General features: G+C 39.2%; 17 protein-coding genes. 14 read left to right on the top strand and 3 right to left on the bottom strand.

The genetic code is table 11. The features are described from left to right. Positions 1-10 precede the first annotated feature (10 nt). Positions 11-238 (bottom strand): hypothetical protein, encoded by a 228-nt coding sequence (locus BBEV_RS10995; RefSeq protein ID WP_069365518.1) that lies wholly within the window; start codon positions 236-238, stop codon positions 11-13. Between the two features lie 296 nt (positions 239-534). Between BBEV_RS10995 and BBEV_RS10990 the strand changes: the two genes are divergently transcribed. The 6 genes from BBEV_RS10990 to BBEV_RS10965 all read left to right on the top strand — a co-directional run bounded on the left by BBEV_RS10990 (position 535) and on the right by BBEV_RS10965 (position 7903). Next, positions 535-2415, top strand: a complete 1881-nt coding sequence (locus tag BBEV_RS10990; RefSeq protein ID WP_069365517.1) for a sigma 54-interacting transcriptional regulator — start codon at positions 535-537, stop codon at positions 2413-2415. Positions 2416-2599: 184 nt separating this feature from the next. Then, the gene (locus BBEV_RS10985) at positions 2600-3373 is read left to right on the top strand and encodes an HpcH/HpaI aldolase family protein (protein WP_069365516.1); all 774 of its coding nucleotides are present in this window, start codon (positions 2600-2602) and stop codon (positions 3371-3373) included. A gap of 54 nt (positions 3374-3427) precedes the next feature. Beyond that, the gene (locus BBEV_RS10980) at positions 3428-4378 is read left to right on the top strand and encodes a tripartite tricarboxylate transporter substrate binding protein (RefSeq protein ID WP_069365515.1); all 951 of its coding nucleotides are present in this window, start codon (positions 3428-3430) and stop codon (positions 4376-4378) included. A gap of 47 nt (positions 4379-4425) precedes the next feature. Beyond that, positions 4426-4980, top strand: coding sequence for a tripartite tricarboxylate transporter TctB family protein (locus BBEV_RS10975; protein ID WP_069365514.1), 555 nt, complete (start codon positions 4426-4428; stop codon positions 4978-4980). Positions 4981-5061: 81 nt separating this feature from the next. After that, positions 5062-6501, top strand: a complete 1440-nt coding sequence (locus BBEV_RS10970) for a tripartite tricarboxylate transporter permease (protein ID WP_198154987.1) — start codon at positions 5062-5064, stop codon at positions 6499-6501. 7 nt (positions 6502-6508) lie between these two features. Further along, the gene (locus BBEV_RS10965; protein ID WP_069365512.1) at positions 6509-7903 is read left to right on the top strand and encodes a four-carbon acid sugar kinase family protein; all 1395 of its coding nucleotides are present in this window, start codon (positions 6509-6511) and stop codon (positions 7901-7903) included. A 169-nt stretch (positions 7904-8072) separates the two neighbouring features. Here BBEV_RS10965 and BBEV_RS10960 read toward each other — a convergent pair whose 3' ends face one another. Then, a complete protein-coding gene (locus tag BBEV_RS10960; RefSeq protein ID WP_069365511.1) occupies positions 8073-9287 on the bottom strand; it encodes a TsoY family (seleno)protein in 1215 nt (404 codons plus the stop codon). 588 nt (positions 9288-9875) lie between these two features. On the opposite strand from BBEV_RS10960, the gene BBEV_RS10955 reads away from it, so the two are divergent. From BBEV_RS10955 to BBEV_RS10935, 5 genes are all read left to right on the top strand, one after another. Beyond that, a complete protein-coding gene (locus BBEV_RS10955; protein ID WP_069365510.1) occupies positions 9876-11804 on the top strand; it encodes a hypothetical protein in 1929 nt (642 codons plus the stop codon). 12 nt (positions 11805-11816) lie between these two features. Next, positions 11817-12521, top strand: coding sequence for an OmpA family protein (locus BBEV_RS10950; protein ID WP_069365509.1), 705 nt, complete (start codon positions 11817-11819; stop codon positions 12519-12521). Beyond that, positions 12521-13786 carry a hypothetical protein gene (locus BBEV_RS10945; protein WP_069365508.1) on the top strand — a complete coding sequence of 422 codons (1266 nt, stop codon included), beginning with the start codon at positions 12521-12523 and terminating at the stop codon, positions 13784-13786. The genes BBEV_RS10950 and BBEV_RS10945 overlap by 1 nt, the downstream gene beginning before the upstream one ends. Beyond that, positions 13777-16524 (top strand): DEAD/DEAH box helicase, encoded by a 2748-nt coding sequence (locus BBEV_RS10940; protein ID WP_084007357.1) that lies wholly within the window; start codon positions 13777-13779, stop codon positions 16522-16524. The genes BBEV_RS10945 and BBEV_RS10940 overlap by 10 nt, the downstream gene beginning before the upstream one ends. 108 nt (positions 16525-16632) lie before the next feature. Then, complete coding sequence (locus tag BBEV_RS10935) at positions 16633-16920, top strand: hypothetical protein (protein ID WP_069365507.1); 288 nt, start codon at positions 16633-16635, stop codon at positions 16918-16920. A gap of 52 nt (positions 16921-16972) precedes the next feature. Here the strand turns inward: BBEV_RS10935 and BBEV_RS10930 are convergent, their stop codons facing one another. Further along, on the bottom strand, positions 16973-17767 hold the full coding sequence (locus tag BBEV_RS10930) for an Ltp family lipoprotein (protein WP_069365506.1): 795 nt from the start codon (positions 17765-17767) through the stop codon (positions 16973-16975). 394 nt (positions 17768-18161) lie between these two features. Between BBEV_RS10930 and BBEV_RS10925 the strand changes: the two genes are divergently transcribed. The 3 genes from BBEV_RS10925 to BBEV_RS10920 are packed head-to-tail and all read left to right on the top strand — an operon-like array spanning position 18162 to position 21017. Next, positions 18162-19892 (top strand): DNA/RNA helicase domain-containing protein, encoded by a 1731-nt coding sequence (locus BBEV_RS10925; RefSeq protein ID WP_267887765.1) that lies wholly within the window; start codon positions 18162-18164, stop codon positions 19890-19892. After that, on the top strand, positions 19856-20119 hold the full coding sequence (locus tag BBEV_RS17905) for a DNA/RNA helicase domain-containing protein (protein ID WP_267887764.1): 264 nt from the start codon (positions 19856-19858) through the stop codon (positions 20117-20119). Before BBEV_RS10925 ends, BBEV_RS17905 begins: the two co-directional genes overlap by 37 nt. 4 nt (positions 20120-20123) lie before the next feature. Then, entirely contained in the window at positions 20124-21017 is an 894-nt protein-coding gene (locus BBEV_RS10920; RefSeq protein WP_069365505.1) for a phosphorothioated DNA-binding restriction endonuclease, read from the top strand. Positions 21018-21066: the final 49 nt, after the last annotated feature.

Here is a 21066-nt window from a genome sequence, read left to right as displayed (position 1 = left end):
CCCCTGTCATTCAGGTGCGCCGTTTGTCATTCCCCGATCGTTTTTGCTGGATCAGATGCATGATATGAAGAACAAAAATGATCATAAACAGGATGAAAATGATGGTTCCCACCAGATTCCCCGGTCCCCAAATCCGGCTCGACGCCCAGGAGGCGGCAATGAGCAGAAGAACGAGTGCTAATTTACTCTTCGGGAATTTATTTGGATCAGTCATGAAGTCTTTGATGTTGTTCAGCATAACAGCACCTGCTTTTTGTTAGGATCAATCGTAGTTATCCTGATTATGACAAAAGAAGTATCATGGCGCAAACGGGAAATAGCAATTCATTTCATCCAAAGATAAAATGTTCTGAAATAACAGGAAAACTCAATGATCATCTTGTTGTTCTAAATGTTTCATACTATGATTTATAAATAGAGCGTGAAAGAACATAACCATCACTTATTTACGGGTCATAAACGTCATGGATGCAAAAATAATGTTGGGTGAGATGAATGAGATCGTTTTATTATCAATAATCGGGAGGGATTGATTTGATTACAATTGTATTGGCAGTTCCTCATGCGGGATTTATAGAGAATGCCAAGTTGATTTTCGATGAACACAATACTTTTAATGAGTTTTATGGAAATGAAGAGAGTTTATCTTTTCAGATAATCGAAGAAGAAGTGTCAAATGAAAAAGGGTATGAAATTCAATCAAACGCAGATGTGATTATTTCCAGGGGGATCACATCTCAAATTCTTAAAAGAAATAACAAAGCTGTCCCTATCGTAGATATACCGGTTTCGGGAAATGATTTAATAGAAACATTGTATGATGCCAAAAAGAATTATAATTCTGTGAACATTGCTGTAATCGGTTCTCAAAATATGATTTTTGGAGCAGAAGGATTATCAAAAGTATTGGGTGTAAATATTAAGGCGTATATTATTGATAGCCTTGAACTTAGCGAAAATTATGTAGAAAGTGCCTACTCAGAAGGATTCGACACTATAATAGGAGGAGTTAAAGCATGTAAATATGCATTGTCGAAAGGGTTAAATACATTATTAATCAAAACCTCAAAAGAATCTTTTTGGCAATCTCTAACTGAAGCGAAACGATTAGCAATACTTCATAGAGAAGAAAAAGAAGAAACGCTGAAGTATAAGACTATTATCAGCAGTGCCCATGAAGGTATTTTAGCAATTGATAATTCAGGTACTATTACGCTTTTCAATAAAGCTGCCATGAATCTTCTAGCCATCAAAGAAAATACTAAAATCATTGGTAAAAATATTTCAGATGTTAAAACGAAAGAAATCTTAGAACTTAAATCATATGCATTGAAAGAAAGGGAAACGGACCAGGAAGTCATTAAAATCAATAATAAGAATTTGTTGTTGAACACCAGATTCATAAGTATGCAGAATAAAAAAGTTGGGGTGGTACTGAATTTTCAAGATATTTCAGGAATCGAGTATCAGGAAAATATCATAAGAAGAAAATTGCATTTGAAAGGTCATGTTGCAAAGATCCAATTTCACGATCTGCATTCAGAAAACGATTCTATGAATCGGACAATTCAAACAGCGATGAAATTCAGTGAAACAAATTCTAATATTCTCTTGGAAGGTGAATCCGGAACAGGTAAAGAAATGTTTGCTCAAAGTATTCATAACCATAGTAGTAGATGTGATGAACCTTTTGTGGCTGTTAACTGTGCTGCATTTAATGAGTCCCTTTTAGAAAGTACATTATTTGGATATGCGGAAGGCGCATTTACGGGTGCTACCAAAGGAGGCAAAAAAGGAGTCTTTGAATTAGCTCATAAAGGGACTATTTTTCTTGATGAAATAAGTGAAATGCCTATAAATCTTCAGGGCAGGATGTTGAGAGTACTTCAAGAAAAGGAAGTAATGAAGTTGGGCGATGATAAAGTCATTCCAGTTGATATCAGAGTCATTGCAGCAACAAATAAGGACATTAAAAAGTTAAGCAGTAAAAATGAATTTCGAATCGATTTGTTTTACAGGTTGAATGTCCTGAATATTCGAATACCCTCTTTAAATGAAAGACCGGAAGATATTCCATTACTAGCATCGAAATTCATACAAGAGTTTGCAAAAGAAAATAATAAAAAAATGATGGTATCAAATGGGGCATTGCAGCGATTGCAAGACGCATATTGGGAAGGGAACGTAAGAGAACTTCAGAATATCTGTGAGAGATTGACGGTGATTTGTAAAGAAGAAATATTTAATGAAGACGTCCGTTTAGTTCTTGAAAATGAAGTGACAGAAGACAAGAAAGAATTTTCGATGAAAGAAAAAATAAAAGAGTCATTGGAAAAAAATAATTATAATAAAACTATAACCGCCGAGGAGTTGGGCATAAGCCGAACGACTCTTTGGAGGTATTTGAATAAATGAAACAGGTTGAAACGTTCATGTTTCAACCTGTTTCATTTCTTGGTTGTCAGATGCAGTACCAAGAAATTTGTTCCTATCTTTGAAAGCGGTTTAATCGGCATTGAAAAAAATTCGAAGAAATCATTTATTTTGGCATGGAACTTGCTTATGTATATAGGGTGACAAAATAAAAGGAGGTTTTTTGATGAAATTAGGTTTGAGGCAAAGGTTAAAGAGTGGGGAGGTGCTTTTTGGAACTTTTATTAAAATGACAGATCCAAGTTCAGCAGAAATAATAGGATTATTGGATTTTGATTTTGCCGTTGTCGATAATGAACATGTCGCCATGAACAAAGAAAATATTGTGAATATTATTAGAGCTTCAGAAAATGTAGGCTTAAGTACGATTATTCGCACGAAAGATACATCCAAAACTGATATTTTACAATTTTTAGATTCTGGTGCGGTAGGAGTACAAGTTCCTAATGTGAATAAAAAAGCAGATGCGGAAAAAGTAATTGATGCAGTGAAGTACTCTCCAGCTGGATCAAGAGGCTTTGCCCCTTCTCACAGGGCAGCAAATTACAATCTAATCAATAAAAAGGAATTCATCAAAAACAGTAATGATAAAACCTTAACAGTCATTCATTGTGAATCAAAAGAATCGCTTGATAATCTCGAAGCAATTTTGACCGTAAACAATATAGATGTGGTCTTTATTGGTCCAATGGATTTAAGTCAAGCATTCAATGTTCCTGGAGACGTAAATGATTCAAATGTTGTTCATGCAATCGAAACGATCATTTCAATTACCAAAAAATATGGAAAAGCCTTAGGCACAGTTGCGAGTGATACTTCAGAAGCTGAAAGATTAATAGAAAAAGGATTTCAATATATCGCAATTAGCTCTGATCAGGGATTCATTATCAATGGTGCTAAAAGTGCAATTAATGAATTAAAAAGAAAAGTTAAACTCTGAATGAAATCATCTAGTTTAATCGTATAAAACTTAAATCAAAAGGAGCGAATATAAATGAAAAAAGCAATTGGGTCTTTATTGGTCGTGTCTGCAGTATTACTGGCAGCTTGCAATGATAATGCAGAATCACAGTCATCTGAGAATTATCCCGAAAAAGATATCGACGTAATCGTCACCTGGTCTTCTGGTGGTGGAACTGATATTACAGCAAGACAATTTCTGCAAGCAGCAGAAGAAGAGACGGACGCTTCATTTTTAGTAAGAAATGTAACGGGTGGAGCAGGTGCTGTGGGTTGGAATGAAGCCAGGCAATCCGAGTCAGACGGGTATACGTTAACCGTACTGACAGCCGATATACTTATTCACTCAGCCAATGAGGCGAATGTTACACTGGATGATTTTGAACCGATTGCTCTGATGTCTCAATATCCGGCTGTGATAGCTGTAGATGCAGATTCCGAATGGGAAGACCTTGATGATTTTATTGAAACAGCAAATGAACGTAAACTAAGCATAGCCAATGATGGATTGGGTCAGAATGATCATTTAACAGCTATGCAATTAGAAGAAGAAGCAAATTTGGACAATACTTTTGATCATATCCCTTTTGATGGGGGGGCAGAAGGAATTGCGGCGGTCTTAGGAGGAAATGTTGACGCTACCATATCCAATGTTCCTGAAATTGCCAGTCGGTCAGATATGAAAGTTTTGGCTATATTCTCTCAAGAGGAGAATGAAGAAATGCCTGATACACCTGTCATCAAAGAGTATGGAATGGATATCGATGCAGGGAGTTTCAGAATGATTGCTGCACCGGCAGGAACACCAGAAGAGAGCTTATCGTATTTAGACGATCTTTTTGAAACCGCTTATAATAGTCCAACGTATTTGGATTTTGCTGAAGAGTCCAACTTGTCACCTCAATATATGAACAGAGAAGATTCGAAGGAAATGTTGAATTCCAGGTTGGATGTCATGACTCAACTTCTTGAGAAAGTTGAATAATAAGGATTTTTGATCCGTTTACCCATCTTTTATAGTGGATTAAATTGATGACAATTTTCTTCTCCACTATAAAAGGTGGTTCCTTAAATTCTGGAACGTATTTTTTCGATGAAATCGTTTATTACAAAGTGGAGAAAACCTTTAGGGGGCGAATAAATTTGGGAGAGAAGATTTTTTCTGCAGCAATACTTTTGTTTGGTGTGATATTCCTTGTTGAAGGTTTAAATTATCAGGATGCCCAACATCTTTATGCTACATCCGCAACATTTCCTGTGTTTGTTTCAATTTTGTTAATTATATCTTCAACTATTCTTCTCATAAAGCAGTTTTATGTTGAATACAAATTACAAAATAAAATTCCGAACAAGATCACAGTGAAGACAATGGTTACAATTGCTGCAATTATTCTATTTTATTTAGTGTTGCCATATTTAGGTTTCCTGATTGCAGGAACACTTTTGACCATTGTGTTTGCTTTGATGATTCAAGTGAATGAGAAGAAAGTCTTCGACACGTTTGTTTTTCCAATTATTATCGTTACCATTATATTTTTCTTTTTCTCAATATTAGGGATATACCTCCCGGCTGGGGTTTTGTTTTAATGCATCTTATAAATACTAGTGGGAGGAATAATTAATGATTGAAAATCTATTGAGTGCTTTAATCGTTTTTTGGATTACAGAGTGATTCTGGCATTATTTTTAGGTGCAGTAATTGGTACATTTTTCAGTGCGGTGCCTGGGTTGACTGGTACGCTCGCTCTCGCTCTTCTTTTACCATTCACTTATGGTTTAGCACCTGAAACAGCTTTTGTATTTATTATCGGCATGCTCGGGGGAACCGTCTATGGGGGATCTCTGACGGCAATTGCAATCAATGTTCCAGGTTCTCCAGGCTCTATTTGTACTTCGTTTGATGGGTATCCTCTTTTCAAAGCCGGTAAAGGAGGAGAAGCGATTGGTTTAGCGACCATCTCATCTGTAATGGGTGGAATATTCAGTGCAACGATGTTGATTTTGTTAGGACCTCAATTGGGAAGAGTGGCACTACAATTTGGTTCTCCGGAATATTTTTCACTGGCATTGTTTGGTTTAATTGCTGTGATTACTTTAGGAGAAGATAAATTAAAAAGTGTCATCACAACGATGATTGGTTTATTGCTTGGAGCGGTGGGGGTCGACCTTTTCAGTACGTTCAGGTATAACTTTGGAGCCGATATTTTAAGTGTTGGTGTACCTTTAATTCCGACGGTGGTTGGCTTATTTGCGATCAGCCAAATCATTGATCACATCAACAATCCGCAAATTGATCCCCCAAGAAATAAATCAGACAAAGTGAAAGTCGTTCTCCCTGGCTGGTCAAAAGTTAAGAAATTATGGAAAACGTGGCTGAGGGGATCATTCGTTGGTTCTTTTATTGGCTTCTTACCTGGAGCCGGCGGAAGCATTGCAGCATTTGTAGGATACAACATGGAAAAGAAAGTATCTAAAACGCCTGAACAATTCGGGAAAGGATCTGAAGAAGGAATTGCAGTATCAGAGAGTGCAAATAATGCGACAGTTGGTGGTACATTAATTCCGACGATCACGTTAGGGATTCCCGGCGACCAGTTTACGGCAATCATGTTGAGTGCTTTTCTGATTCATGGTTTACCAGTTGGACCATTGTTATTCAGGGATAACCAAGAGCTAATTAATGTCATATTTATTAGTACATTTTTAACGAATTTTGCATTTTTGATAGTTGGATTGTTTGGGGCTAAATATTTAATCCGACTTGCTCTAGTAAGGAAGTCTCTTCTTCTGCCTGCTATTGGTATCATCGCATTGGCGGGATCCTTCGCTGCTGGTTCGTCTACTATTTTCATTGCATTTGGAATCTTCTTCGGCGTATTAGGATTTTTATTCAAGACGTATAATTTCGATATTGCCCCACTGATCTTGGGCTTAATATTAAGTGGCATTATTGAGAGCGCTTATGTCCAGAGCATGATGATTTCAAATGGCAATTTTGGCATTTTCTTCACAAGACCTTTCAGTTTGCTGTTTATTATTTTAGCTGCATTGTTCATTCTTAGCACAATTTTTGACTTCAAAAAACTATTTCTGAAAAAAGTGAGGTAAATTAATAATGGCCGAGAATACTCATTTACTCTATTCTGATTTCATCAGTGAATATCGCAATAATGAGATCTATGATCTGTTGGACGATAAAGTAGATCAATATATTGATAAAATGGATTATAAGGTGATCGTATTGGATGATGATCCAACCGGTACGCAAACGGTACATTCTATTCCTGTTTATACGGAGTATGATGACAAAGCCATAAATCATGTTTTTATGGAAGAGTCTAAAACGGTGTATATACTAACGAATTCCAGAGCGATGACTGAAAGCCAGACGGAAATCCTTCACTTGAAAATCGGCCAAACGATTGAAAAAATCGCTCGAATCCATGAGAAGAAATATTTGATTATCAGCAGAGGAGATTCAACGCTCCGAGGTCACTATCCTTTGGAATTAGAAAGCCTATACAAGGCCAGACCGGTTTATGAAGGTGAAATACTGATCCCGGCATTTTTTGAAGGAAACCGCTATACATGCAATGATGTGCACTATATCAAAAAGGGTGAGTATCTAGTTCCTGTTAATGAAACTGAATTTGCAGATGATAAAACCTTTGGCTTTGAAAATGCGCATCTACCCTCATATATTAAGGAAAAAAGTGAAAGAAAGATAGACGATCAAGATATAATTTCGATTTCGATTGAAGAATTGAGAATGAAAAAAATAGCGGAAATCAAAAAGAAACTCACATCCAATTCATCTTATAAGCGAATTATTGTGAATGCTTTAAATGAAAATGATTTGAAGATTTTCCTGATCGCTTTTTTTGAATTGGATTCTCATAACTATTTATTCAGAACAGCTGCATCATTCGTCAAAATCATTTCAGGGGTGAAAGCCAGAAGTTTCATGGAGCCTCCCTTAAGCAATCGTAAAGGGTTGATGCTTGTTGGTTCTCACGTTGATATGACAACCAAACAACTTCATTACCTGATGAATCATGAGAAAAACCTCAGCACCATTGAGCTAAATGTAAACAGCTTAAAAAGCAAGGAATCAATAAAAGAAGAGTTGAATAATATTGTGGATTTTTACGAAGGAAGTAATGATGATGTTTGTATTTACACTTCGAGAGAATATGTGAAACCAGACAACACAGAACTAAGTGAATTAGAATTTTCTGTCGGTGTTTCTGAAGCACTTGTAGAAATAGTGAAAAATATATCAACTCCTCCGAGATTTATTTTATCGAAAGGTGGGATAACCTCCAGTGATATAGCTGTTAAGTCTTTAAATATTTATCGAGCACTTGTGTTGGGACAAATAGAGAAAGGAATTTCAGTTTGGAAGCCAGATTCGGATAGTAAGTTTCCAGATACACCATATATCATATTTCCCGGTAATGTTGGAGAGGAAGAGACGCTTTTCAACGTGTATCAGAAAATCAAGCGTTGATAACGGACCTTTTCATAGTTGAAAAAGAGCACGTTTACTTTCGAAATCAATTGTATTGTTAAGGTTGATCCTCACGCCCCATGTAAAAACAGGCGACTTCCTCTTATATATTAATAGAGGAAGTCGCCTGTTTTACTTATAACATGTGTTTCAATCAACGACCAGTTAGTTACGAAGCTTTTGCAGTTTGACCGGACAGTTTGCTGTCTGACTGTATAGCTTCTTTTCCAAAGTGCTTCAAGTTGAGTTTACCGAGCACCTGAATGGTTTTCAGCTGGATCAGAACGAGCGGTGTGAGAATGAGGAAATACGTAAGCGAGAACTTCGTAACAATCCCCGTATCGACAAGCCCCCACTGCACGAAAAACATGCCGAGAACGAAGTAGGCAACCCCAGGGCAGATGAGGCCGTAACTGCCTGGGCTCTTCCCTTCGCCATTGGTGAATTCAGCAAAGTAGCCGTTACGGCGGAGCACGGAATATCCGAACAGGCCGACGAACGTCTGCACCGAAAGAATTGCACCGAGGACGATGAACATCATCACTGGACTTGGGTCGGTTGCGAGCAGGTTATGCGATACCCCGGAAGCAAGCCGGACGAATGTGATACCGACCAGCGTCAGAATCGGAATCAGGATCCAGACGGTCGCGCTGCCTTCTTTGGCAATGCCATTTTTGAAAATCGAAGCCAGTGCAAGTGTCCCCTGAATGACGAGAAGCCCGGCAGCAACGGTCAAAAACAGAATCGACAGGATCATGCCTGTGGCAGAGACAAACGTGACCGTGCTCATGGCAGCAGGTGCTGCAAGACCAACGGCGATCATCGTAAAGGCAAACACCGGAAGCAGCTGACTGAAGTTATTGTTGGCTTCCATTTTGAAGCCATTGTCAGTGAAGAAGCGCGTCATCATCGGAATGAACAGCGTCAGGGCATAAACCCCGATAGCTGCGAACGCAGCCAATGAGAAGGGCAAGAGCAGCTGAATCACGTTCCAGAGATTCGGCACGAAGACAGCGCCGAGAACGAAGAGAACATTGACCGTCATCGAGAGCGTTAACGGCACCGCCATGAAGCTCGCCTCCGCATTTGTCCCGCGCATCTTCTCATACGCATCGCTCTGTTTGAATGTCTTCCATTCGGACAGATTCCAGAACAGCTTCTGGAAGTGTCGGATCGTGAAATAGATCATTCCGATCACCGCAGTGACGATACCAGCCTGGACGAGCAGGCTGCCATTCATCAGATACGGGAAGATGTGGTTAAACGTGGCCATGGGTGTATCCGGATGTGGCACCATAAACATAAAATACATAAAGAATGAAACAGCGAGACCGCCATTGCCAAGCGCGGCTAAAAAATAAATAGGATTGTACGTCTTTGTCATGAGTTGACCCTCCTGGTAATTATACCCCTAAAGGTATGTGATAGGGGAACTTTAACATGCCCTAAGGGGTATGTAAACAAAGCGCACTGAAATTGGGTAAAAGGATGCAAAAGAAGCTGTAGATAAAGCGCTTACTACACAAATGCTTCATATTTTACGCACTTTACGTGACTTGTCGATAAGTAAAAGTTCGAAAAAGCTAACGTCCTTCACAGTTCATCTGCAAAATAATTTAATTGGAGGAAAGGTCAATGGCCTGCTATGTCTCTTTTATGTGAAGCGTTCCTTTAGAAAAAATAGATATCTCTTTCATACTTATAATCTTATCTCTACAAAAAACACTGCATATTTCATATTATCGATTCATTTTGTTAACTATTTCGAAATATAAAGTTTTCTGAATAAAGCTTTGAAAAGTAATCATGACGAATAAGAACTGCTGAATATATCACTACAAATGAATAAAAAAAATGAGAAAATCCTTAATAAATTTGCTGATTGAAGATAGTTCATATGGGTTTATATGGTATGATTAATGCGATATTCCTACTGGTTTAACTAAGATTCGATAGATGAGGGTGGTTATATATGGGAAGTTTGCTAGATGTCTTTTTTGATTTAATTGGCTATATAGGTTCAATGGAACTTACTGATTTCGCAAATACTTATTTGCAATGGATGATCAATATATTTGTCATTTTAGGGTTATGGACAATTATATGGTATCTGAAATTTTGGATTATGGGGATATCTATTAGAAGTAAGCTTCGTTCTATTCAGGACGAAGAAATCATTTCGAATCGATTACATATGTTTAACGAACAAATAAAAGCTTCCTGGATTAAGAGGGTTTTTGGTAACTATGAATGGTATAAATCTTGGGGGAATTATTATAATCAATATGATGAATATGTCCGAAAAGGAGAACAGTTTGTTCCGGATGTCTATGATTATATGTTTGAGGAAAATATAGTACATAAATATGGAAATAGAAAATTAGCTGAAACAATTCCTGTAGTTTTTGTCTCAGCAGGGATATTGGGAACCTTTATTGGTTTAGTTTCGGGAATTTCTGATCTGAATCTTGATGCACAATCAGAAGAAATGAGAATGGGTGTTCAAGATCTGCTTGGTGGTATGGAGATCACATTCTATTCATCTATTTTGGGGATTACACTCTCTCTTTTATGGCATTTGATCGATAAAGTTTTATTCTATCCCCTTCTTGTTTCTGCACATCGGGACACATTGAATGAAATGGATATCACTTTTCCATCACAGGACGAAGGTCATTACCTTCAACAGATGGTTGAAAATCAACAGGAACAGTTGAAAGGATTCCAAGAATTCATGTCGGAGCAAATGATCCCACAATTAGTAAAAGGGATTGGTAATGAGGTGGCAGATTCACTTAGACCTCAAATGGAACAGACTAATGAAATCATAAACGAAGCGATGCTTAAAGCCAATGATCAGAATTTTGGAGCCATACAGGACTTAACGGATAATTTTATTCAATCTCTTGGAGATAATACGAAAGATTATATGGACAAACTATCAGATACATTGGATAAAACCATCAATTGGACAGAAAATGTACATGGACAGATGACTGAACTGGTTGATTCTATGACAGAATCTGCCCAAAATCAGCAGCAGATGGCAAAAACCACACACGACCTCTCGGCTCAAGTTGAAACCTATGTGAATAAACTTACGGAATCGGAAGAACGTCAATTAGCCACTCTTGAATCCTTTGAAGAAGTAACGGCCAACAATGCAATTGTGAATGAAAAAGCATCTGAATTATTGACAAACCTTGGTCAGGAACAGGAACGATTTACGAAATCGCTATATGAACAACTTTCTGTGATGGATCAATATGCAGTAAATATCCGAGAACACTATCAACGACAACAATCACTCAATGAATCGATTGAAACTGTGCTTGATCGATCGAATATTATGCTGACTTCTTTTGACGCATCTATGGAAACCAATGCGACTATGTTGTCTCAATACGAAACAAATACAAAGGAACTGGCTGATATTACATCAAACATGACGGGTGTACTGTCCTCGATTGAAAAACAAAGCAATCACCTGCTCTCTGTTCAAAATGACTGGCAAAAATTATCTTCAGAAGTATTATCTGATTATGAGAAAACAACTTCCCAAACCAGAGAAATTGCGGAACAACGTGAATTACAGGTTGAAGAAATCAGAAGCGCAAATGAAGCATTACATCACGTTTGGACTGACGCCAATAAGAGGTTCGAAGAATTAAACAAACAGTTGGATTCAGCCATGTCTTCATTTGCGACTCAACTTCATAAAGGGCTAAATCGGACATTCGAAGAGTTTGATGAAGAACTATCCAAGACCGTTAATCATTTAAGTAGTGCAGTTGAAATGATTCAGGACAGTGTAGATGATTTACCACCGCAAATTGATGAATTCGGAAAAAAACTCAAAGAATTTAATCAAGAATATCAAAAACAGAAACCTGAAAATTAAGGAGGCTGACAGATGGCAAGAGGGTACCGGAACAAAAGGCGATTTTCACAAGGGTCTGGAGAAGAAGATAAGAGCAGTTTCTGGATGTCTTACTCTGACCTCATGTCAGCTTTATTATTAATGTTCGCACTATTTTTAACCGTATCCATTATGGATAATCAATCGTCAATAGAAGCAAAGGATCAGATGATTGAAGATTTGATTGGCGTCAGAGCCGACTTAATTGAGGAATTAGTATCCGCATTTGAGGATTCAGCATTGGAACTTGAAGTGGATGAACAAACCGGGGCAATCCGCTTTTCAGGTGGCGTGTTCTTTGATCTGGATGATACAGAAGTATCTGAAACTGGTGTTGACTACCTTGAACAATTTATTCCCCAGTACATTGGAATACTTCTGTCCCCGCAGTTTCGTGAACAGATTGGTCAGATTATCGTTGAAGGTCACACCGATACACAAGGATCTTATATATACAATTTAAATCTGTCCCAGAATCGTGCTTTATCTGTTGTTGAAATCATCTTGGATGATGATTTTACAGATTTTCAACATTCAGATGTTCTTCGCAGTATCATGACTGCAAACGGACGTTCATTCAGTGAACCCATTAAGGATGATGAGGGTGAAGTGATAGCTGATGAATCCAGAAGGGTGGAGTTTAAGTTCCGGCTCAAAGATGAAGAATTAATCGAGGAAATCCAGGAGATGATGCGTTAATGAGCAGATTTCATGATACGTTTCTCTTTTACTTTAAACCGACCAAAATGAAAATCGTCACGAAACAGTTGTCTGATAAATACGATGAGAATACAGGCATTGTGTCTCAGTCAAAACATCAGAAAAGACTGGACAGACTGATGAGAAAAATCAGGCTGCTGGAGAATACAGACGAAGCGATTGATACTTTCAGCTCAGAAATTAAGGAAAAAGAAACGCGAACTCTTCTATCGGTATTTCCTGATATGAAAGAGTCTGAAGAGACATTAAACAAATGCGCATTGCTATTAAGCAAAGTTGAGAGTGATTTAGTTCCTACCCGATTATGGCGTACTTATCAAAGAATGTACTTAAATGATTTTGTATTATATACATTGACAAATCGACCTGAAATCATTAACGAACTGGGCATTATTAATAATTCTCTTAGACTCGAGTTGCAGAAGGCTTTTGATTCAACAGTAATTCATGAAGCTATTTATTCAGTGATCGAGGGGATGAATGGAGCAGTTTCAGAACGGTTAAATGTTATAAACATTGATGAAAAAAGCACGCTCGGAATCTATTTAGTAGAAGAAATGCTCATCAAAAATATCCCAGATGATCAATATGTTCAAATCGAGACTCTTGAAGGCATTATTAAACAATTTAACAAAATGGATTTAAATAAAAAGAAGCGTGCCATCATGAATTATATCGAATCAAAAGAATTTCAGTATTTTAACCGATCCATTTTGGATATGGCCTTTAAAGATTTTGGATCCATTAAGAATCATAATCATCGCTGGGATTTTCTGAATTACAATCAACTGGAGAAACTGAATAACTGGCTTATGCTATCAAATATTGAAGAGGTTTTTGCATCTGATAAAGATAATGAACGATTTGAATTCTGGAAAAACTACATTCAGCATATGAAAGAAGCCTATTTGATCAAGAAGCAACCAATTATATTAATGCGTTTTGAAGGCTTTGCGGTAGTGGAGTTCGGGAAAAAGGGAGCAGCCTATTTTTATCATGAAGAAGGATTCGAAAAGGTGATTTTACCGGTGAAAAACAGTGAAAGATTTCGGCATTTAAACTCAGCAGAAGGAATAAACGGTCTTTTCAAAAGGAAAGACGAATTTAAAGATCGGCGAACTGGTGCCCAACTGTATATAAATTCTTATCCTCATCATAGTGGATGGCAGCGAAGATTTAATTTGTATATGTCCAACTATCTCAACGGGAATTTTGAGGAGGTGCAATCAAACAGATGGCGTTAAAGGACTTTTTTAAAACGAATCGCGGTAAAGTAAAAATTCAAATCCAAACCGAGTTAGAAAGTGATGGAATAAACTATCGGATCCTCCGTAACGATGAACATCTGAATTTCCCTCTTCAAATGACCATTCAGGACTTCAGTTCCCTGAGTAACAGCGATATGGAATTACTGCAGTCGCTTCAATATTTATGGGATGAGGATAGATTAAAACAGCATGCGGAAGGCTATTTAATCAGGTCAGATTCGTTATATTCCGGTGAACTGGATGAAGTGAAGGAATACATTAACATTCCTGATACTGCTAACGATATCAAAGCTGAATTACAAGCTTCCGGTTATATCGGATCAACTTCATTTGAACTGTTTCTAAATCTGCAAAATACCCATTATAGTCAAATTCAAAAGACAGGCTCTGTTCAAGGGCCTTTTATAACTTTGCCTGGTCATCAGACGGTTTTAATGCCGGAAGCGATTTTTAAAGTTCTTAAAGAAATTGACAGACGACCAAAAAGCTCCAATAACCAGGAAATCCTTCGCTATATTGCCAGAGTGAAACACTTTGCTCAGCAATTGGGCTTGTCGATCTCTTCTTTTATAGAAAAACAGGATTATCGATTTGTTGATCATGTTGATGTGGATATGACTTATGATGGAAAAAGCATTGAATTTAAACCTGAATATCAATCTGCAGAAGATCGGGTAGAAACTCATGTACTTCAGGACATACAGAAAAATGATTTGATTTATAAAAAAGATGGAACGTCCAAATATTTTGTTGATCCATCTGTCCAGAAGCATTCGGCAGCAATTAATAATATGCGCCCAATTTCAGGATCAGATATCCCGAAATTTGTGAACAACCCGGAAGCATACATTGATACAGAAGAAATCGACCTTGATATTAGTATGTTTAGTGAACGGGTCAAAGAGTTGGGGATTAAAGTGTATAAAACTCAGCCATTTGTTCACGGGCGTGAAAGTGAAAAAGGCTGGTTTGAACTTGAACTTGGAGCAGATATCAAGAATGAAAATGGCGATATTATGAGTGCTATGGATGTTGATGAGCTTACATCATTAACTCAACAGGCTCGTGAAAAGGGAGAAGATTTCATTCCTTGGGACGATGGTTGGGTGGAGATTCCGGAAGAAGTAGATGAATTCATTGAAGCATCAAAAACGGTTACTGAACTTCAAGAAGGGAAAGAAACCCATTATCCACCTGGAAAAATACCTTATGTTCTGGAAATTTTCGAAAATGTGGCTAAACTCGAATACAGTCCAGAGTTATTATCTTATAAAGAATTGATTGATGATCCGAACATTTTAAGTAAAGACGTACCAGGTGGTTTTAGAGCAGTACTTAGACCATTCCAGCAAGATGGCTACGTGTGGATGAAAAGCCTCAGTCATCAAGGTCTTGGAGGACTTCTCGCAGATGACATGGGATTGGGGAAAACCATTCAGGTATTGGCATTACTGGCATATCTGGACGAGCGTCAAGAATTGCAACCAGGATTAATTATTGTGCCAAAGACTTTAATTGAAAATTGGATCAATGAAGCTCAAAAATTTTACCCGGAACTTTCACCGAATATTTATGTTCATTCAGGAAACAAAAGACTCACCAATGTAAGATCTATTGAGCATTATAAACTTGTTATTACGACCTATGACACGCTCTCACGTGATCAACTCCTGCTTGGTCGAATTGACTGGAGTATTTGCGTATGTGATGAAGCACAGGCTATCAAAAATCCGACAACATCACGTTCGAAAGCCCTCAAAGCCATGAAAGCAAAAAGAAGGCTTGCTATGACCGGTACACCAGTGGAAAATAGTCTCTCTGAATTATGGAGCATTATGGATTTTGTTCAACCAGGACTTTTGGGAAGTTTGAATGAATTCAAGGCAAAATACATCGACACCTTCGAAAAATCAGGGAACTACGATGAACTAGAAAATCAAATTATCACCACGATCAGTTCTGTTTACAAAAGGCGGACAAAAACGGGTGAATTAAAAGGACAACTTCCTGAGAAGAGAGAGGAACTCTTTTCAGTGCCTTTTGGTAATAAGCAAAAACAGCTGTATGCAAATGTATTAGAACGTGCAAAGAATAAAGAGATTGTACCTTTGGAAGCGATCCAGTATTTAAAGCGAATATGCTCTCATCCAGGACTCGAAAACAAAAGTTTACAAAGTATCAAGATCAAAGAGGTACCAAAACTTTTTCAAACATTGAACCTGATTAAAAACATTCAAAGTAAGGGCGAAAAAGTCTTGATCTTCACCGAATATATTGATATGCAAGTCATATTAAAACGGCATATTATGAACACCTTCGGTATAGAACCAGTCATTATAAATGGAAAAACCAATCGAAGACAGGTTGTCGTGGATCACTTTAACCGTAAAGAAGGATTCGATGTGATGATTCTTTCTCCAAAAGCTGCAGGAACAGGACTGACGATTACCTCAGCAAATCATGTCATTCATTACACCCGCTGGTGGAACCCGGCTGTCGAAAACCAAGCAACAGACCGGGTTTATCGCATTGGTCAAGAGCGGGATGTCACGGTTTACTATCCTATCGTGTCAACCGAACAAAGTCAGGGAGAAACCGTTGAACAAATAATACATCGTATCATCGAGAATAAAAAAGAGTTGTCTAATAATGTTATTATCCCAAGTAAACAAGGTGACATAAAAAAAGAAATAATGGGACAGTTGAAGCATTAATTAGTAACGAGAGACGCAGGCAGAAAAAGCCTGCGTTTTTTCGATTTGCTGTCCGAACTTCCGCACTTCTTTATATATATATGCAAGACAATCGAAAGGAGTGAGATGATGAGCAAATTGAAAGACGTGAAAACCGTGGAGACGATCTTTTTGAACGGAAAGCCGCTGATCATGGCAGATCAGATCGGTTGCGGGGAAGTGGAGGAGTATGGTGTCAGGTTCAGGCTGTTCGGCCGAAAGAAGATTGAAGCCCTTGAGCTCCTGTATGACAGCCCGGATCCGTTCTCATCCAGCATGAAAGAGGTGGTTGAAGTCATCGCTGCGTATGTAAAAGAATCTTTCACGGAACATCTGACTGTTTATTATGACCTGGATGAGGAGCGCTTTTTGAAATAACTATAGTTAAAAAAAAGCCAGACACCTCTATATGGATGTCTGGCCAAACCATTTAATTGCCGAGATTTGCAATGGCGTAGTCGGCTTCTTCCTTCGTATAGCCTTCCCCGTAGGATGACGTCAACTGGTCGTGGATCATACTGGGTGACATGTCCATCAGGTCCTGATATTGCCTGGCGGATTCCAGTGCATTCTGTTTGTAGTCGATGGTGACGTTGTCGATCGCATACTGTGCCTGATCAGCGGTGAATCCCTCTCCGTACTCTGAGACGAGCTGATCATAGAGCCCCTTCTTGGAAAACGGCATCACCCCGTTGTAGGTTTCAGCGGATTTCAGCGCCTGTTCGTTCCAGTCCACGGAGATCGTTTCCAGGGCATAGGTTGCTGCGTCGGAAGAAAAGCCTTCCCCGTGCTGGGAAGTCAGTTGATCATAGAGGCCTTTTTCAGAGAAGGCGGAGAAGGCCAGATAATCATTTGCTTTGTTTTTGGCAGATTGGAATTCTCCTGGTACGTCTGGTTCGGTGTTTTCTTCTTGTTCTTCTGCCTCTTCTTCAATGATTTCTTCCTCAGCCTCCGGTTCGTTCTCCTGGTTGTCAGGTTCTTCTTCCACCTCAGGTTTTTCGGCTTCCGGTTCTTCAACAATTTCAATGACCGGCTCATCAGGCTCGTTATTGTTCTCTTCCTCATTTACCTCATTTTCATTCTCATTGTCTTCTTCGACCGGCTCCGCTTCTGCAACTTCCTCAACATCCGCATCATTTTGGCAACCCGCGATCAGAACAATCGACATCAGTGCAAACAGCAAGAGCGCCCCTTTCGTTTTCAAGTAAGTACTTGTTTTCCCCATGTTCTTCATCTCCCTTGAATGATTTTTAAAACATTACGTGGGAATTTGTGACTGATCAGTACCGATCTGACGGATGAAGTAGGCTGGTGACAACATGCTTACTGATGAACCACTTATGTTAAATATATAGCGACCTTCACATATTTGTAATAGGCCAATGGACAGGCTTGTGAATGAAATGGTCAACTGGTAAAAGCAATGCAGTGAAGAGGAAGAATCCTGTTGCTTAGACAAAGTGCTTTGAAATCAGACTGTCTGAGTGCTTTTAAGCACTGCATGAAAACGATAAGGCAAAGTAAAGTGTCGAAAATAGTCAGAAAATTGACGAACAAACAGGTCATGATATGTGGTAAAATCACCCTATATACCCATCATCTTAAAATGAACTGAATACATGGATCAGGTGGATCTTCCCGGTACGCATCACATCTTGCGTGCCTGGCAGTATGCCTGCTTCGACGTAATCAAGAAACCAACGAGTGAGGGGAACGTCATGATCATATACAATGAACCGTCCAATGCATTCATTGCCCATGTCCTCGAACAGCGGATCGAGGATGTGCTGCTTGATAAAGTCAAAGAGAAGATCAATCATTCTGTTTCCGGCAGCGAGATCCGTTCGTGGACGAACTCTCTCCCTCAAATGGCCAAGGTCATCCGGGATGCAGACCTGGCTTCGGATACCCATGTCCTCCTTGAATACAAACTGCCTTCTTCAGAGAAGCGGATCGACTTTCTCATTACCGGAGAAAACGAGGCAGGGATTCAGAATGCCCTCATTGTGGAATTAAAGCAATGGCAAAAGTCGCAAGTGGCCGATGGCGACGGCATTGTCAAAACCTTTCTCGGTAAAGGCATCCGGGAAACCGTTCACCCATCCTACCAGTCCCTTTCGTACCAACGTTATCTGGAGAACTTCAATGAAGCCCTCTATGATGATACCTCCATCCAGTTAAGCTCGTGCTCCTACTTACATAATTACATCCAAGACAGACACAACGAACCACTGCTCGACGACCGTTACCAAAACTATCTGCGTCAGTCCCCGGTTTATTTTCAGTTCGACGACCGGGAGCTCACAACCGCGATTAAAGAAAAAGTAGCCAATGGTAAAGGGGCAGACATTGCCAGCCGGATTGAACATGGCCGGATCCGCCCATCGAAAAAATTGGTGGAGTCTGTGCAATCCCTCCTCGAAGGCAATGAGGAGTTCATTCTCCTCGATGAACAGAAAGTTGCTTATGAGAAGGTCCTTGCCGTCTATCAGCAGGCGGATCTGGAAACGGCCCAAAAAGAAGTCGTCCTGATTAAAGGCGGCCCCGGCACCGGTAAGTCCGTTATTGGACTGAACCTTATGAATGACTTCCTGAAAGACGAGGCCAACGTTGAATACATCACACCGAACCAGTCCTTCCGGGAAATCCTCAAGAAGAAGCTCGTGGGCAGAAGCGGATTTACGGAAGTGCGGAATCTCTTCAAAGGCTCTGGATCTTATACACAGACACCCGAGAATTACTTTGACGTTCTGATCTGTGACGAAGCCCACCGCCTCAAGAATCAGGGGCATATGCAAAAGAAGATCGAGGGCGAAAATCAGGCGACACAGATTATGCGTGCCAGTAAAATCAGCGTCTTTTTCATCGACGATGAACAAATGATCTCCAAAAAAGACATCGGCAACGTCAAACTCATTCAAGAAGAAGCGGAAAAACAAGGCGCCATTTTGCATGAGGTGGAACTGGACTCCCAGTTCCGCTGCGGGGGATCGGGGAATTTCCTCGAATGGCTGGACAATGTCCTGTTTGAACAAGGAAAAGACATTCCTTTGGAAGGGGATTTCGATTTTCAACTGGTGGACTCACCAAACGAGCTCTATGACAAAGTCGTGGAAGAGAAAGACGGACGGCTCGTTGCCGGTTACGCCTGGGAGTGGAACAAGGAACTCGTTAACGGTGAACTGCCAAAAGACGTCGCGATTGAAGCTGCAGACTTCGCCATGCCCTGGAATGACCCCAACCGGATTGACTGGGCATTCACCCGGAAGGACGGGAACAGGTTGGCTGCATCCATACCGTTCAAGGGCTCGAGATGGGTTATGTGGGTGTCATTATCGGAAATGATCTGACCTATAATCCTGAGACAGAGCAAATCGAAGTCAAAAGAGAGAATTTCAAAGACAAAGGCGCAAGACCGGCGAAACCAAAGGGCAATTACAAAACCGACGATCTCGATCGGCTGGTGAGGAATACATATAAGACACTTCTGACCAGGGGGATGAGAGGGTGTTATGTGTATTGCGTGGATGAAGGGTTGAGGGAGTATTTACGAACAAATAGCGACAGGGGGATTTAATCTTTTGAAAATAGAGGACTTGATAGTCGAAGTAGAGAAATTGAAGTTACATAAACAAAAGAAAATAGGTGCATCTCTTAAAAAACCATTGTTTTTGTTATTACTGATCTCTCTCATAGATCAAAACAAAGTTAAGCAGAATCGCTTCTCTTTTCATTTACTCGAGCATGAACTGGATATGTTAATAAAATCTTTTGGAGGCAGAAATTATGCAAGTAGACCAGAACAGCCATTTAATTATTTAGCAAGTTCGATGATTTGGGAAGTGAGGAGCCCTTATGGGACAGGGGTAATCCGAGATGATAAATTATCTAAAAAAGTTCTGAGAAATGCTGAAACGTATGGATATTTTAATGAGGATGTATATGAACTGCTACATGCAAGTGAGAAAAACAGAGCAATAGTCAGTTCATTTATACTGAAAAAATTTTGGCCTGATACTATTCAGCAGGATATCAAAAATATGCTGGGTCTTCCTGAAGGAATCGTACCTGGTTTGGACTATTATGATCAAAGGAAGAGAGATCCTCAATTTACGATTGAAGTATTATCAAACTATCGCAACAGCTGCGCAGTTTGTGGATTTTCATCAGTTTTTAATGATACTCCGTTTGGTATCGATGCTGCTCACATTATGTGGCACGCATATGAGGGTCCGGATACGAAAGATAACGGTCTTGCACTTTGTAAGCTTCACCACTGGGCACTTGACAGAGGTATCTATACGTTTCAACCAAGAACTTACGAAATCACTGTTTCGTCTCAATTTAGATCCTCGGATAATATCAGTTCTAATTTAATCACAAATTTAGCAGGGAAGAAATTGAGGTCAAGTCAAGCGGGTGGTCCGGCGAACGAATATATTGAATGGCATCATAATAATGTTTTTGTTAAGTGATTTTTTAATTTTTAAATTAATTTACTATTCTTTTCTATTAGGGCTTCCT

The sequence above is a fragment of the Salisediminibacterium beveridgei genome, assembly GCF_001721685.1.
In the GTDB taxonomy this organism is placed as follows: Bacteria; Bacillota; Bacilli; order Bacillales; family Salisediminibacteriaceae; genus Salisediminibacterium; species Salisediminibacterium beveridgei.
Note: the sequence above shows the minus strand (reverse complement) of the source record. Positions and strands in the feature narration are given on the sequence as shown.